The following is a 13,306-nucleotide window of genomic DNA, read 5'->3' as shown; positions in this document are numbered from 1 at the left end:
TTCCGGGTAGTTCAGATAAACTACCCGGAAGGGCCTTTTGTTCTGCGTGCGCAGTTTAGAGGTTGATCATGTGGCCGCCGATGCCCTCGGCAGCTTCCTTCATAGCCTCAGACAGCGTCGGGTGGGTGTGGACGTTGCGTCCGATTTCCTCAGCCGTGAGGTCGAAGCGCTGTGCCAGGGTGAGCTCCGGAAGCAGCTCGGAGACGTTGGCGCCGACCATGTGTCCACCGATGAGCTCGCCGTACTCGCCATCAGCAATGAGCTTGACGAAGCCTGCGGTCTCGTTGAGACCGGCAGCCTTGCCGTTTGCGGAGAACGGGAAGGTAGCGACCTTGATCTCGCGGTCCGGGAACTTCTCGCGAGCGGCTTCTTCGGTGTAGCCGAAGGAGGCGACCTGCGGGTTGCAGAAGGTCGCGCGCGGCAGGTTCATGTAATCGCCCAGGACCTGGGTCTCCGCGCCAGCGATAACCTCGGCGGCGATGACACCCTGCGCCTCAGCCACGTGTGCCAGCTGCAGCTTGGCCGTGACGTCGCCGATAGCGTAGATGTGCTCGACGTTCGTGCGCATGTAGTCGTCGATCTCAATGGCACCGCGCTCGGTGAGCTTGACGCCAGTGTTCTCCAAGCCAAAGCCCTCAACGCGCGGGGCAAAACCGATGGAGACCATGCAACGCTCAACGGTAAGCGAGTCCGTCTTGGAGCCGTCCTTGGACTCGACCTCGACGGTAACGTCGGAGCCGTTGTCCGTGATGGACGTGGTCTTGTAGCCGGTGAGCAGCTTAACGCCAAGCTTCTTGTACTGCTTGGCGATTTCCTTGGAGACGTCCTTGTCCTCATTCGGCAGGACGCGGTCCATGAATTCGACGATGGTGACGTCCACACCGTAGTTAGCCAGGACGTAGGCGAACTCCATGCCGATCGCGCCGGCACCCACGATAACCATGGACTTCGGAGCCTCTTCCTTGAGGATCTGCTCCTCGAAGGACACGATGTTGCCGCCGATTTCCACGCCCGGCAGGGAGCGGACGACGGAGCCAGTGGCGATAATGCAGTCGTCGAACGTGACGGTCTTGCCCTTGTCGTCACCCTCGGTGATCTCGATGGTGTGTGCGTCCTTGAACGAGCCCAGACCGTTAATCTCCTGGATCTTGTTCTTGCGCATGAGGAAGTGCACGCCCTTGACGATGCCTGCAGAAACCTTGCGGGAGCGCTTATGCGCCACACCGTAGTCGAAGGACACCTCACCCGAGATACCAAAGTCCTTGGCCTCAAAGTTGAAGGTGTGGGCAACCTCAGCGTTCTTGAGCAGCGCCTTGGACGGGATGCAGCCCACGTTGAGGCAGACTCCGCCCCAGTACTGCTTCTCGATAACGGCAACCTTCTTGCCCAGCTGTGCTGCGCGGATGGCGGCAACGTAGCCACCAGGGCCCGCGCCGAGTACTACAACGTCATAATGTTCATTAGTCACGCACTACAGGATACTTACCCTCTCCCCCTTTTGTCTTTTCTTCCCCCAAACGCGCCCCCTCCCGCGCCGCGTCCCCGCACACAGGCACCACCAAGAGACAACAAACGCGCGTCGCCACCCCTCGAAACGGGGGCACGCGACGCGCGGAAACGGGGATTCAAGCCCCCAGGCGCTGAAACCGAATTAGATGAGGCCGAAGTCGAGCAGCGCCATAGAAAGGTTGGAGGAGCCCATGTGGACGAACGGGCCGAGAGCGTTGTTGATAGCCAGAATGATGCTGTCAAAAGACATGATGAAATTTCCTTTGGAAGGTCAGGTGTTCTTCGCCGACATAGAGCGACGCGGCCTCGCGCAACACGGGGTCTCTATCTTTATTTGTCGCTACCGCCAGCGCGGGCGTTACCTCCTGGCGCGAACGCGCCACGGCGATGTCACCCACAAATGGTCCCTGAAATTATGACACAAACGCCACTTCAGTACCAGGGGTAACAATTTTTACCTGTTAAACTCTTGTCACAATCGCGTGGACTGCGGCACCAACCAGGTCGCCGCCAGCCCATACGTCTCCTCGCCCACCAGATCTCGTCGCTCCACCATCAGGCGCACCACCCCCGTCAAGCCCGGTCGCGCCTGAGATTTCATAAAGGCTTGATAACGATGGACGGATAGACAACGATGTTTCAAGAAGATGCACATGGATCTCTACGTGCCCGTCAAGGTCGCCCACCAGCGCCACACGGACGCGCCAGGACATACACAGGAAGCCACCACATGAAGTTCTTGAGGACTCTCACCACGACCTCCGCCGCGGTCGCGCTCACCCTCGGCCTTGCCGCTGCTCCCCTTGCCCAGGCCGACGACAAGATGGCCCCGAACGAGAAGGCCGCCTCCGCTGCTAGCCGCTGGAACGTCGACAGCTTGGACCAGGTCGACCGCTCTCAGCTCTCCGTCATCAAGCAGTACGACGACGTCCTGCCGTTCATGGCAGAGAAGGGCCTTATCACCAAGGACGGCAACAGCTACGTCCGCGGCACCGATGGCAAAATCAAGATGACGGTCACCTCGAAGAACGAGAAGTGGCGCTGGCTTTCTGACGTCAACAACTCAAAGGGCAAGGTCAAGTTCATGACGGCCACCTCGCCGTCCATGAACAACCGCGAGGTCCCGCTCGCCGTCATCACGCCGACCGGCAACTTCGATGCAGCACGCCCGACCATCTACCTGCTCAACGGCGCTGGCGGCGCAGAGCAAGGTATGGACTGGCTCTACATGACCAACGGCGAGAAGGGTAAGACCAACCTCATCGACTTCTACACGTCGAAGAACGTCAACGTCGTCGTGGTCGAGGCCGGCGCCTTCTCCTACTACACGGACTGGTACAACTCGCCGCACCCCACGGACACGGTAGAGGACCGCACGTACCTGCCTGGCCCGCAGCGCTGGGAAACCTTCCTCACCAAGGAGCTGCCGGGACCGCTCGAGGGCGAGCTGGCCAAGGATGCTCCGGAGGATCAGTCCACCGCCACTGACGGCGCAACCGTGAACGCCAACATCAACGGCAACGGCCAGCGCGCCATCGCCGGCATGTCCATGTCCGCGACGTCCTCGCTGCTCCTCGCCGAGCACAACCCGGGCTTCTACAACGCCGTCGGTTCCTACTCCGGTTGCGCCGCGACCTCCACGCCGATGACGAACTTCTACGTTGGTCTCACCGTCAACCGCGCCAATAACGCAACGCCGGAGCAGATGTGGGGCCCGCGCGGTGGGGAGTACAACCGCTTCAACGACGCGCTCATCAACTCCAACAACCTGAAGGGCACGCACACCTACGTCTCCGCTTCGACCGGCCTGCCGGGCGAACACGAAAACCTGTCCTCGATCGCGGAGAAAAACGGCGGCGACCTGTCCTCCGCATTCAAGTCCTCGTCCACGCTCGTCGTCGAAGGCGGCGCCATCGAGGCCGCAATGTTCGACTGCACCACCCAGCTCAAGCGCAAGATGGACCGCGAGGGCATCGACGCTGACTGGAACTTCCGTGCAACCGGCACCCACTCCTGGCCGGGTTGGAAGGAAGATATCTGGAAGTCCTGGCCGACCTACGCTGCCGCGTTCGGCCAAGATGCGTCCACCGAGGTGCCGACCGCAACTCCGGAGGCATCGGAAGACCGCTCTGCCGCCCCGCAGGCTGCCAACGCCGAGACCGTCGAAAAGCTCTCGCCGACCGCTGAGGAAGAGAACGAAGCCAACGCTGCCGAGCGCAACACCGGCGCGCTCAACAACGTCACCGACGCTGCCGCGGCCGCCGCAGACGCCCTCACCAACGGCACCGACACCGCAGCCGACGCTCTGACCGACGAGGCCGCTGCCCGCACCGACACCGCTGACGATCTCGCCGCGACCAACTAAACCTCTCACTGCAAGGAATATTGACCCTCATGAAGCGCTTTACGTCCTTCCTCGCGGCAACGTCTGTGGCCGCCACGCTGGTTACCGCCACTCTCGTCCCGGCGAACGCTGCGGTTCTCACGCCGCAGCAGGTCGCCGGTGCCACCCCGGTCTCGCAGGTGGGCGATCTTCAGGTCACCGACGCCGTCGCCGGCCAAGCGTGGTTTAAGAAGTTCGGCAACGACCCGCGCGTGCTCAAGCTGCAGGCCACCTCGCCGGCCATGAACGGCCGCGCCATCCCGCTCGCCGTCATCCCGGCGGGTGAGGCGAACCGCCCGACCATCTACCTGCTCAACGGTGCCGGTGGCGCCGAGCAGAACTCTGACTGGGCCACCCTGTCCCAGGTCGTGGACTTCTACGCCGATAAGAAGGTCAACGTCGTCATCCCGCAGGCTGGCGCGTTCTCCTACTACACGGACTGGGCCCAGGACCCGAACGGCAAGTACTTGAACGGACCGCAGAAGTGGGAGACCTTCCTCACCAAGGAGCTGCCGGGACCGCTCGAGCAGCGCCTGGAGGCCAATAACAAGCGCGCGATTGCCGGCATGTCTATGTCCGCGACCTCCGCGCTGCTGCTCGCCGAGCACAACCAGGGCTTCTACGACGCCGTCGGCTCCTACGCTGGCTGCGCGCAGACCTCCGCGCCCATGCAGTACGAGTTCCTGCGCCTCACCGTCAACCGTGGCGGCGGCCAGCCGGAGCAGATGTGGGGCCCGCGCGGCGGGGACTACAACCGCTACAACGACGCGTTCCTCAACGCTGAGAAGCTGCGCGGTTCGGAGCTCTACATCTCCGCGTCCTCCGGCCTGGCGTCCGAGACTGACCTTCCGGAGTACTACCTCAAGCAGGGCATGAACCCGGCCATCGTCGCTGCCGGTGTCACCCAGCTCGTCGTCGAGGGTGGCGTCATCGAGGCCGCCGTCAACCACTGCACGCACAACCTCAAGGCCAAGCTGGACAAGTCCGGCATCGGCGCGGACTACAACTTCCGCACCACCGGCACGCACTCCTGGCCGGGCTGGCGCCAGGACCTCGAGGCGTCCTGGGGCACCTTCTGGCGCGCGTTCTACGCCAAGTAAATCCGGCGTAGCCTCCACCGACTCACAGTCGGCACTCCGCGGGCGGTAGAGTTTCAAGCATTATGACAACGCTTGACTCTCTCGCCCGCGCGGGCTTTTTTCACAAGGAATCTGCCCGCGATCCGTACACTTCTGTCGAGTACAACCTGGGTTTTACCGTCGAGCATTATCGCCTCGATCTCACCTATAACGTCGAGCCCAATCGTCTCCAAGGCGAGGCCACGTTACACCTGCGCGTCGGCGACGAGCCGCTGGACAAGCTCACCGTAGATCTCGCAGGAGCGATGGTCACCCGGCGCGTCAGCGCGAAGGGTGCGCACGTCGCGAAGTTCCGCCAGTCGAACGGCAAGCTGCGTGTCTCCTTCGGCGATGAGCTCGCCGCCGGAGCGGAGCTCGATCTTGTGATTCGCTACGGCGGTACCCCGCGCCCGCTGCGCACAGCATGGGGCGAGATCGGCTGGGAGGAGACGGAGTCGGGCTCCCTCGTGGCGAGTCAGCCGTGCGGCGCGCCCAGCTGGTTCCCGTGCGATGACACGCCCAGCGCGAAAGCGCCCTACGACATCATCATCACGGCGGACTCCCCGTTTACCGTCGTGAGCAATGGCAAGCTCGTCTCCCGCAAGCGCTTCGGATCTATGACGCGCTGGCATTACCGGACCGCACACCCCATGGCGACGTACCTCGCCACGGTCATGGTGGGCGAGTTCACCGAGATGAAGCTTGGGCCGGATACCCGCGCCTGGACCCCGGCAGATCTCCAGTCTCAGGTCCGCGAGGCCTTCGCGCAGCAGCAGGAGATGCTCGACTTCTTTGCGCAGACTTACGGCGACTATCCCTTCAACGATTACCAGGTCGTCGTCACCGAGGACGAGCTCGAGATCCCGTTGGAGGCCCAGGGCCTGTCCATCTTCGGCGCCAACCACACGAACGGCAGCTACGAGCGACTCATCGCCCACGAGCTCTCCCACCAGTGGTTTGGCAATTCCTTAGGCCTTGCCGCCTGGCGCGATATTTGGCTCAACGAGGGCTTTGCCTGCTACTCCGAGTGGCTCTGGGGCGAGCATTCCGGCGGCCCCACCGCGCATGAGGCCGCACGTTCCCACTACGACGTCCTCGCCCGGAAGAAGGAGGACATTCTCGTTGCCGATCCCGGCACGCGTGCCATGTTCGACGACCGCGTCTATAAGCGCGGGGCGCTCACCCTCCACGCACTGCGCCGCCAGCTTGCCGATGCCCCCTTCTTCCAGGCCGTCCGCGCCTACGTCGCAGCCTCCCAGCATGGCACGGTGACACCGGAGGACTTCATCCGTGAGCTCCACAGCGTCGCCGAGGACGCGGGTGTGGCTCCCGCCGATATCGACGCGACGCTCGCGGCCTGGCTCGATGAGACGGCGCTGCCTCACTTCCCCGCGTAAGGGTCTGAGAGAATTCCCCCGGTTTTATTAGTCTAAACGGGTGAATAACGCTCTGCTCTCTCTTCCCAAAGCTGCCGTCGCCGTCGCTGCCTCGGTCGTGCTTGCCTGCGGCCTCGCACCGGCGGCATCGGCAAGCGGCTCCGGCATGGCCGCCGCAACCACCGAGAATGTCGTCAACCGTCCCCACACCGTGGGCCGCTGGCTTGTCGATGACTCTGGTCGCGTCGTCACCTTCCACGGCGAGAATATCGTGAACAAGCGCGCGCCCTGGACCCCGCAGGCACTCGGCATCGGCGAGGATGACGCCGCATTCCTCGCCAAGCAGGGATTCAACTCGGTGCGCCTAGGCCTGAGCTGGGCCGCCATCGAGCCGCAGCCGGGCCAGTACAACGACGCATACCTCGCGGAGATCAAGCAGGCCATCGAGACGTTTAACTCCTACGGCATCTCCACCTTCCTCGAGTACCACCAGGACTTCTACACGGAGTCCCTGGGCGGCGAGGGCGCCCCGCAATGGGCGACATTCACGGACGGTCTCTACAACCCGGACATGGGCCTGGCCGTCGCACAGTTCTCCCCCGCCATCCAGCGTGCCTTCGATAACTTCTTCAATAACCGCACAGCCTCGGACGGCGTGGGCATCCGCGACCACTACGTGAACATGTGGGACCACACGGCCGCCTACTTCGCGGACACCCCGGGCATCATCGGCTACGGCCCCATCAACGAGCCCTCGGCCGGCGCGGAGACCATCCCCTGCGCGCTCGACTTCTGTTCCGAATCCACGCTGCAGAAGCTCCGCAACCTGAATAAGCAGGTCCGCGACGTCATCCGCCGCCACGACTCGGAGGTGGGCATCTGGCTCACCGGCTACGTCACCACCGTCATGGGCGCGCCCGCGCACATGGGCACGAAGCCGGATGCGAATACCGTCTACGCGTTCAACTCGTATGCGCAGGTGTGCACCATCCCGCTCGAATTCCCCGAGGCCGTCTGCGAGCCGGATCACCGCAAGGCCATCAACCAGTCCTGGGCCTACGCCAACTCGCAGAACATGCCGGCGGTCCTCGCCGAGTTCGGTGCCTCGAAGAACCCGAACCTGCTGCGCAACCAGGCTCGCCTGTCTGACGAATACATGCAGTCGCGCTTCCACTGGCAGTACGGCGGCTACGACCCGGCCACCACGGCGTCCTCCTGGCAGGATCAGGCTTTGGGCATCAATCCGGCGCGCCCCATCACCGAGCCCGGCAACACCAACTGGTCCAACGTCAAGCAGCTGGCTACCCCGTACCCCTCTGCCGTCGCGGGCACGCCCACCGGCTGGAAGACGGACGGGGCCTTCACCGCGACGTGGAACACCGCTCGCGCGGACGGCTCCGGCGCCTTCGAGCCCGGTGCTGAGTCCACCATTAAGGTGCCGAATATCTGGGCACCCAATGGCTACCGCGTCCACGTCGAAGGCGGCCACGCCGTGAACGCCCCAGCCGACGGTATCTTCCGTGACGTCGACCTGCGCATCGCCGCCGACGCCGGCGCCGTGAAGGTCACGGTTACCCCGGCCTAGCCGCTTCATCTGCGCAGAAGGTGTGTGGCACATGGTGTATTTCACCCTCCAGGGAATGAAATACACCATGTGCCACACACCTTCTGTGTTTTCGCTCCTTAATCCTCCAGCTGTGCGTCCAAACGGCGTTGGTCGCGACCATGCTGCCAGCGCCGGAAGACGGGGACAACGAGGAAGGCGATGGCCACGCCCACAAACCCACCACCCACGAAATTGTCAGCGAAGTCGCTATTGGCCTGCATAAGGCGTACGTAGAGCCCCACGAACATGATGAGCTCGACGACGAGCAGCGGAATCATAAACGACCACCGGCGTGTCACCGACGGGCGCGGCATCTGGGTCTTCAGCCACGTGGAGGAGATAATCTCTCCTGCCACCAAAGGCACAAAGACGGCCAACGCCCACAGGGCATGCGCACCAGGCAGGACCCAGGCGAGCACGGCGCCGGTCACGATGGTCATTACCTGGATAACCAGGAAAGCCACGGCGAAGGACTTGTACAGGGAATCACGCTCGAACTCGTCGCGGGCCGCGCGGTCAACCTCGTTGAATGAATAGCGTGCAATCGTGTTAATCATTATTCTTCGTCTCCTCCAAATATCTCCTCGACGGTCTTGCCCAGTTCCTGACAAATTGCGAGAGCCAAGTAGACCGATGGCGAATAGTTTCCTCTTTCGATATTGGCGATGGTCTGGCGTGAGACACCGACCTTGTCTGCAAGCTCCGCCTGGCTCAGTTCGTGCCACCGGCGCCACTTGCGCACCATGTTTGCGTGCTCTGGCATTGTCACCTCCATATCAACCTTTCATGACCAAGTGTAAAATATACTTGTCATTATGGCAAGGGAACTCCCGGTTTTGTTGAGCTTCCTGGCGGAATGCCTACCGACGGGGAGACTGGGATACAGTAAAAAGCGGCCTGTTTCTCCCTAGTACACGTGGGGAGAAGCAGGCCGCTTTCATTGCCGCTATTCATTTACAGCGCAGGTACAACATCCGCGCAAAGGGACCGACAAGACTCTGTACACCGTGACCTTCGTTGAAGGTCGCATACCGTTCTAGAACGGAAGATGGAGCTCCGGCTGCGAGGCCGGGGTGGGAACCGGAAGCTGGAACTGTGCAAAATTCTGGGGGAACATGATGTCTCCTTCTGAAGTGTGGTGGATATGTACTCGGCAGCGTGGACCGGTGTGACCCGACGGCCCGCTGCCGATGACTCACAATCTAGCGCCGTTTCCGCTCCAGCAGAATCCCGCGGCACGAGCCGCGACCTGCGGAAATACCGATCTTTGGAATTGCGTGGAAGCCTTCCCAGGCATAGCGTGGCCAGCACAGATTCCCGTTGCGCGCGTTGCTCGTACGAGCCAATCTGGGAGTTGACACATAATGACTAAGGGTTCCCTGACACCGCAGAAAAGGCGAGGTCAGAGAAAAATAAATCCCCTCGCATGACACTCAACGGCGACATGCAAGGGGGGCGAACAGAGCGGCTAGAAGCGCTCCTCGATGAGCGTTGCGGCGCGCGGCGCACCGCCGGCGGCCTCGCAACCCTCGAGGATGGCGTCCAGGCCGTGGCTGACGGTGAGCGCGGCGACAATCTTCTCGTAGAGTTTCTCCGGCGTGACATCACGGCCGGGGATTGCCTGGCCTGCGCCCGAGGCGAGGACGCGCTGCGCCACCTCGTGCTGGTCGCGACCGAAGGGCACGATGACCATAGGGACGGAGCGCATGAGAGCCTTCTGCGTGACGCCCATGCCGCCGTGGCCGATGAGCAGCGCCGCGTGGTCCAGAATCTTCGCGTGGTCGCCCAGGCGCACGATGGTGCAATTACTATTCGGGCGCAAGAGCTTGGGCTCGATGGCACCCGTCGTGACCACGACGTGCATCCCCGTGCCGTCGAGCGCGTCGAGCGCGGACTGCGCGAGCGCCGTGTCGTTCTGGAACTCCGTGGACAACGTGACGAGCACGATGGGATCCGTAATGCCCTCTGTGGGATCGACGATGCCCTCACCTGGCTCCGGAGACCACAAGCCAGGTCCGACTTCCACGATGTGGTTCGGCCAATCCGGGTGCGAGTACTCGAAAGGCTCTGCCGTGTAGCTAATGATGAGCGGCGGAATGTCGAGGATATCGAGCACGTGCTCGAGGGGATCCACACCATGTTCCTCGCGCACGGCGTTGACGCGCTTCTTCAGCTGTGTGTCCCACAACAGCGGGATGGCCCTGCGCAGCACCGCCGCCTTTGCCTTCTCAGCACGCGTGCGCGGAATGCCCATGCCCACGCCGTACGGCGGCGCGACGTTGGAAGGATATGGCAAGAAGGTCGGCGACCACACGGCCCACGGCAGGCCGGACGTTTCCGCGGCCAGCTGCGCGCCAAAGACAGTCACGTCGCAGAGCAGGAAGTCTGGCTTCGTCTCCGCGATGAAGAGCTCGAACTCGTCGCAGTCGTAGGGAATGCGCTCGGCCAGTTGGTCGAAGACGAGTTGCAGCGCCGCAAAGCCGGAGGGCGCGTCCCAGTCATGGAGTTCCTTATTATCCGAGCGGTCTTCGTGCGGGCTCGCGTGGAAGCCCAACGCGTTCATGCGCTCGACCTCGTTGGGAATCGTGCGGAGGAAAATCTCGTGGCCACGCGACTGCAGCTCCAAGAGAGTATCGACCACCGGGTACAGGTGCCCCTTCGCCGGCGATGTCATAACGGCAATGCGTGCCACGGGAAAATCCTTTTCATTCGTTAACTTTGTGCAAACCCCCATTTCCTGAGATTTTCTTCATCAGTCAATGCGAATACTTTCTTGGAAGCATTCTCACAGGTAACGCGCGCCCCGCCACGCATCTCCCTATGCAACTGTGGTCAGAGAAGCGTCCCCGCGTGGCGACTAGGATGGACAACCATGCACAGCATGCTCGTTACCGGCGGCGCCGGCTTCATCGGCGCCAACTTCGTCCGCCTCGTCAACGCTACGCGTGACGAGATCAAGGTCACCGTCCTCGACAAGCTCACCTACGCGGGCAACCGCGCGAACCTCGCCGGGCTGGAGGGGGTCGAGTTCGTCCACGGCGACATCGCGGACGCCACCCTCGTCGATGAACTGGCGCAGAAGAATGACGTCATCGTCCATTTCGCCGCCGAGTCCCACAACGACAACTCGCTCGAGGACCCCTCCCCGTTCATCCAGACCAACCTCGTAGGCACGTTCACGCTCCTCGAGGCCGCTCGCAAGCACGACGTGCGCTTCCACCACGTTTCCACAGACGAGGTCTTCGGCGATCTGGAGATCGGCGCGGACACCAAGTTCACCGAGGCCACGCCGTATGCGCCGTCCAGCCCCTACTCCGCGTCGAAGGCGGGCTCGGACCACCTCGTGCGCGCCTGGGTGCGCAGCTTTGGTCTGCGCGCCACAATTTCCAACTGCTCGAATAACTACGGGCCGTACCAGCACATCGAGAAGTTCATCCCCCGCCAGATCACCAATATCGTGGACGGGCGCTCGCCGAAGCTCTACGGCACCGGCGAGCAGGTCCGCGACTGGATCCACGTGGACGACCACAACCGGGCGGTGCTCGACATCCTGGACAAGGGCATAATCGGCGAGACCTACAACATTGGCGCGGACCAGCCAGATATCAACAACAAGCAGGTCATCGAGCTCATCTGCACGCTCATGGGCCTCGATCCCGCTGACGGCTACGAGCACGTGAACGACCGCCCGGGCCACGACCAGCGCTACGCCATGGACGCGACGAAGCTCAAGCGCGAACTCGGCTGGCGGCCGCGCTTCACGGACCTGCGCGCAGGCCTCGAGCAGACCATCGCGTGGTACCGCGAAAATGAAGAGTGGTGGCGCCCGGCCAAGGACGCCACAGAAGCAACCTATGCACAGCGAGGACAGTAAATGCACATCGAGAACACCACCATCGACGGCCTGCTCCTCGTCCGCCTCGACGTCCACGGCGATAACCGGGGGTGGTTCAAAGAGAACTGGCAGCGCGAGAAGATGGTCGCCGCAGGCCTGCCGGACTTCAAGCCGGTGCAAAACAACGTCTCGCTGAGTGCGAAGAAAGGCGCCACACGAGGCCTCCACGCCGAGCCCTGGGACAAGTTCATCTCCGTAACTACCGGTCGTGCGTTCTGCGCATGGTGCGACCTGCGCGAAGGTTCGGAGACTTACGGACAGCTCGTCACCGCCGAGGTCGGCCCCGACACAGCCGTCTTCGTCCCGCGCGGCGTCGCCAACGGCTTCCAGGCCCTCGAGGACGACACGGCGTACACCTACCTCGTCACCGCGCACTGGTCGCCGGACGCGCGCTACGCCGCGGTTAACCTCGACATGGTTGATTGGCCGCTCGAGCCCACCGAGATCTCCGAGAAAGACCGCGCCCATCCCCAGCTTGCCGATGCCCCCTCCATGGCCCCACGCCGCATCCTCGTCACCGGCGCCAACGGCCAGCTCGGCCGCGCGCTGCGCCCGCTCCTTCCCAACGCAGAGTTCGTCACCCATGCGGAGTTCGATATCACGGATGACTCCGCGTACGCGGCGCGCGATTGGGAGCAGTACTCCGCCATTATCAACTGTGCGGCGTATAACGACGTCAACGGCGCGGAGACCGACCGCGCGGGCGCCTGGGCCGTCAACGCCCTGGCCCCGGGCAAGCTCGCCCGCGTAGCCGCCGACCACAATCTCACGCTCGTCCACGTCTCCACGGACTACGTCTTCGACGGCTCCCACGAGGTACACACGGAAGACGAGATTCCCTCCCCGCTGTCTGCCTACGGCGCGTCGAAGGCAGCGGGCGAGGCGGCGGCATCGGCAAGCCCGAAGCACTACATTGTGCGCACGTCGTGGGTCTTTGGCGACGGCAACAACTTCATTAAGACCATGGCGAACCTCGCGCGGCGCGGCGTCGAGCCCGCCGTGATCCATGATCAAAAGGGCCGTCCGACCTTCGCGGAGGACCTGGCGAAGGGAATCACCCACCTTCTTCGCGTCGGGCCCGACGCGGCTCCTTACGGGATTTACAACCTGTCCTCCGAGGGCGACGCCGTGGGCCGCGACGAGATGGCCATGGCCACCTTCATCGGGCTCGGACACGACCCCTCCGAGGTCACGCCGGTCTCCACGGAGCAGTACGCCGAGATTGCCGGCCCCGAGGCCCCGCGCCCGGCCCACTCGACCTTCGACCTCTCCAAAATCGAGGCCACCGGCTTCACACCCATGAACTGGCGCGCGGCGCTCGCACTCTACCTCGCGCTCTTGCCCGAAGACTAACGACCTGCGGATTTCCCCCTTAATTCTGCAAAATACCGGTTACGATCCTTGCATTGCAGGGATCGT

11 protein-coding genes are annotated in these 13,306 nt (G+C 63.0%); 6 read left to right on the top strand and 5 right to left on the bottom strand.

The features are described from left to right. Positions 1–55 precede the first annotated feature (55 nt). Positions 56–1,468, bottom strand: coding sequence for a dihydrolipoyl dehydrogenase (lpdA, locus tag HMPREF0307_RS06195; protein WP_066489500.1), 1,413 nt, complete (start codon positions 1,466–1,468; stop codon positions 56–58). 280 nt (positions 1,469–1,748) lie between these two features. Next, complete coding sequence (locus HMPREF0307_RS12925) at positions 1,749–1,907, bottom strand: hypothetical protein (RefSeq protein ID WP_154666887.1); 159 nt, start codon at positions 1,905–1,907, stop codon at positions 1,749–1,751. 332 nt (positions 1,908–2,239) lie between these two features. Between HMPREF0307_RS12925 and HMPREF0307_RS06190 the strand changes: the two genes are divergently transcribed. From HMPREF0307_RS06190 to HMPREF0307_RS06175, 4 genes are all read left to right on the top strand, one after another. Then, positions 2,240–3,874: an alpha/beta hydrolase gene (locus tag HMPREF0307_RS06190; RefSeq protein ID WP_066489497.1), complete on the top strand. Its 1,635-nt coding sequence runs from the start codon at positions 2,240–2,242 to the stop codon at positions 3,872–3,874. A 29-nt stretch (positions 3,875–3,903) separates the two neighbouring features. Beyond that, a complete protein-coding gene (locus HMPREF0307_RS06185; protein ID WP_066489491.1) occupies positions 3,904–4,992 on the top strand; it encodes an alpha/beta hydrolase in 1,089 nt (362 codons plus the stop codon). Between the two features lie 62 nt (positions 4,993–5,054). Beyond that, on the top strand, positions 5,055–6,407 hold the full coding sequence (locus tag HMPREF0307_RS06180) for a M1 family metallopeptidase (protein WP_066489485.1): 1,353 nt from the start codon (positions 5,055–5,057) through the stop codon (positions 6,405–6,407). Between the two features lie 40 nt (positions 6,408–6,447). Further along, positions 6,448–7,971, top strand: coding sequence for a cellulase family glycosylhydrolase (locus tag HMPREF0307_RS06175; RefSeq protein ID WP_066489483.1), 1,524 nt, complete (start codon positions 6,448–6,450; stop codon positions 7,969–7,971). 98 nt (positions 7,972–8,069) lie between these two features. On the opposite strand, the gene HMPREF0307_RS06170 is transcribed toward HMPREF0307_RS06175, so the two are convergent. The 3 genes from HMPREF0307_RS06170 to HMPREF0307_RS06160 all read right to left on the bottom strand — a co-directional run bounded on the left by HMPREF0307_RS06170 (position 8,070) and on the right by HMPREF0307_RS06160 (position 10,684). Beyond that, positions 8,070–8,549 carry a hypothetical protein gene (locus tag HMPREF0307_RS06170; protein ID WP_066489472.1) on the bottom strand — a complete coding sequence of 160 codons (480 nt, stop codon included), beginning with the start codon at positions 8,547–8,549 and terminating at the stop codon, positions 8,070–8,072. Beyond that, positions 8,549–8,755, bottom strand: coding sequence for a helix-turn-helix transcriptional regulator (locus tag HMPREF0307_RS06165; RefSeq protein ID WP_066490372.1), 207 nt, complete (start codon positions 8,753–8,755; stop codon positions 8,549–8,551). The genes HMPREF0307_RS06170 and HMPREF0307_RS06165 overlap by 1 nt, the downstream gene beginning before the upstream one ends. A gap of 705 nt (positions 8,756–9,460) precedes the next feature. Then, positions 9,461–10,684 carry a glycosyltransferase gene (locus tag HMPREF0307_RS06160; protein WP_066489468.1) on the bottom strand — a complete coding sequence of 408 codons (1,224 nt, stop codon included), beginning with the start codon at positions 10,682–10,684 and terminating at the stop codon, positions 9,461–9,463. A gap of 180 nt (positions 10,685–10,864) precedes the next feature. Between HMPREF0307_RS06160 and rfbB the strand changes: the two genes are divergently transcribed. Further along, positions 10,865–11,866, top strand: a complete 1,002-nt coding sequence (rfbB, locus tag HMPREF0307_RS06155) for a dTDP-glucose 4,6-dehydratase (protein WP_066489466.1) — start codon at positions 10,865–10,867, stop codon at positions 11,864–11,866. Then, positions 11,867–13,240, top strand: a complete 1,374-nt coding sequence (rfbD, locus tag HMPREF0307_RS06150) for a dTDP-4-dehydrorhamnose reductase (RefSeq protein WP_066489457.1) — start codon at positions 11,867–11,869, stop codon at positions 13,238–13,240. It abuts the gene before it with no gap. The last annotated feature ends 66 nt before the right edge of the window (positions 13,241–13,306 follow it).

Source organism: Corynebacterium sp. DNF00584 (assembly GCF_001552965.1).
In the GTDB taxonomy this organism is placed as follows: domain Bacteria; phylum Actinomycetota; class Actinomycetes; order Mycobacteriales; family Mycobacteriaceae; genus Corynebacterium; species Corynebacterium phoceense.
The sequence above is the reverse complement of the archived record's forward strand: the minus strand, read 5'-3'. Positions and strand labels throughout refer to the sequence as shown.